At 43.4% G+C, this 2331-nt stretch carries 2 protein-coding genes; both read left to right on the top strand.

The features are described from left to right. Nucleotides 1–78 precede the first annotated feature (78 nt). Nucleotides 79–1161, top strand: coding sequence for a hypothetical protein (locus tag QZZ35_RS11200; RefSeq protein WP_291237479.1), 1083 nt, complete (start codon nt 79–81; stop codon nt 1159–1161). Nucleotides 1162–1174: 13 nt separating this feature from the next. Further along, nucleotides 1175–2331 (top strand): TPM domain-containing protein (locus tag QZZ35_RS11195; RefSeq protein ID WP_291237478.1); only part of this gene is annotated, 1157 nt, incomplete at its 3' end.

Below are 2331 nucleotides of genomic sequence, written 5' to 3'. Positions count from 1 at the left end.
ACACCCGGGTCTGAATGTGATAGATTCGGACCCGGGTGTTCTTTGATGAAAGAATGATGGGAAGGGGATGGAATAAAGATGTCTGAAGTTATGGAGTACAAGTGTCCGTACTGTGGCGGAGCTATGGAATTTGACAGTAAGAGTCAGAAAATGAAATGTCCTTATTGTGATTCTGAAATGACAATAGAAGCCTTTAACAATATACAGAAAGAGGAAACGCAGGAGACGGAACATCCTGCTGTCGAGGCCTCAGAGGATGGACAATGGCGGGAAGGTGAGACAGAGAATATGCGTATATACGCATGCCAGTCCTGCGGCGGTGAGATTGTGGCTGATGTGAATACGGGGGCAACATCCTGTCCATTCTGCGGAAATCCTGTCGTTATGAAAGGACAGTTTGCGGGGGATCTTCGCCCGGATTATATCATTCCGTTTAAAAAGGATAAAAAAGCGGCCAAGGCAGCTTATTATGAGCATTTAAAAGGAAAAGCCTTTTTACCGGGAATTTTTAAAAAGGAAAATCATATTGATGAGATTAAAGGTGTTTATGTTCCGTTCTGGCTTTTTGACGCAGATGCGCAGGCCGATATTCATTATGAGGCGGAAAAGATACGTGTGTGGGAAAAGGGGGATACGGAATACACGGAGCATCGGTATTATGATGTGCACCGTGCCGGAAGCGTGAGCTTTCAGAACATTCCGGAAGATGGTTCCACAAAGATGGATGATGCTTTGATGGAATCGATCGAACCCTTTAACTTTGATGAAGCTGTTCCTTTTGAGACAGCCTATCTTGCCGGCTACCTGGCCGACAGGTATGATGTGACGAAAGAGGATCGTCTGGCCCGCGCAGAAGAGCGTATGACCAAAAGTGCAGAAATCTCTATGAAACAAAACGTAGATGGCTATGATGTTGTCAGAACATCCAGCAGTCATGTTAATATGAGAAATACATCCCATAAGTATGCTCTGTATCCGGTCTGGATTTTGAATACGACATGGAAAGGCGAATCGTATATTTTTGCTATGAATGGTCAGACAGGAAAGATGGTAGGTAATCTGCCTTTTGATAAAAATCAGTTTTATAAATATATTGGAACACGCAGTGTGATCATCGGGGTCATTCTTTATGCCTTGATGTGGATCATTACGTTGCTGTAGGGGGGAAGGATTGATGAAAAAAAGATTTTTTGCATTATTTTTAGCAGTCCTTCTGATGATGACCTGGATGCTTCCGGTATCAGCCGACGAAGGAAAAATTTATATTATTGATGAGATGGATGTGGTCACAGATTATGTGACTGAGTTGAATGAGAGAGCTTCGGTGCTGTCAGATACATATGGAATCAATGTCACGCTGCTTATGACAAACACGACAAATGGAGCAGATACACCTGGCTACGCCGAAGAAGCTTACAAAGCTTCCTTTGGTGATGCGGATGGCATTATGCTCATCTGGAATTATGAAGAAACGGAGTGGTATATCTATAAACAGGGAAAGGGTGAAGAACTTTTTTCGGAAGCAGATGATGATGAGCTCTGGCAGGCATTTGCAAATAATGAATATTACGATGAATGTGTAGCTGCTTATCTCAATAAAGCAGAAGAGATGCTGGAAGAAAAAATCGGGCCTGCTTTGGAGTCAGAGTCACAGGAGATTATGGAATCCTTTGCGGTCATAGAGAATACAGTGGCGGATAATACAGTAATACCTGTACAGACAGAGCAGAAAGAAGAACACCAATCTATCCCGGAAGAAAGACTCCTGCCCCGCCTTGTGGACAGAGGAGAACTTCTTACAGACAGGGAAGAAAGTGAACTTCTTTCAAAGCTGGATGAGATCAGCGAGCGCCAGAAAATGGATGTGGTCGTTGTGACCGTTGACGGCCTTGAAGGCAAGACAGCGATGGCTTATGCAGACGACTTTTATGACTATAACGGCTACGGCTACGGTGATTCCAGAGATGGCATTCTTCTTCTGATCAGCATGGAAGAGAGAGACTGGCGAATCAGTACATGCGGATATGGCATTACAGTCTTTACAGATGCAGGCCAGGAATATATAAGTGACAAGTTCCTTCCATATCTCAGTGATGGCGATTACAGTGAAGCATTTACAAAATATGCAGACTTATGTGATGCATTTATAACCCAGGCAAGGGAAGATAAGCCTTATGATGTGGGGAATCTTCCGAAGGAGAAGTTGTCACCGCTCTGGATATTTGCAGACCTTTTGATTGGTTTGGTTATTGCAGTCATTATCGGATTTATTAAAAAAGGATCATTGACTTCTGTTAAGATGCAGTATGCGGCACAGGATTATATTGTGGA

The sequence above is a fragment of the Frisingicoccus sp. genome, assembly GCA_016298055.1.
GTDB lineage: Bacteria > Bacillota > Clostridia > Lachnospirales > Lachnospiraceae > Frisingicoccus.
The sequence above is the reverse complement of the archived record's forward strand: the minus strand, read 5'-3'. Positions and strand labels throughout refer to the sequence as shown.

What these genes read in the sequence shown, in the direction of transcription:
- QZZ35_RS11200 (WP_291237479.1), top strand. Translation starts at nt 79, where the DNA reads ATGTCTGAAGTTATGGAGTACAAGTGTCCGTACTGTGGCGGAGCTATG.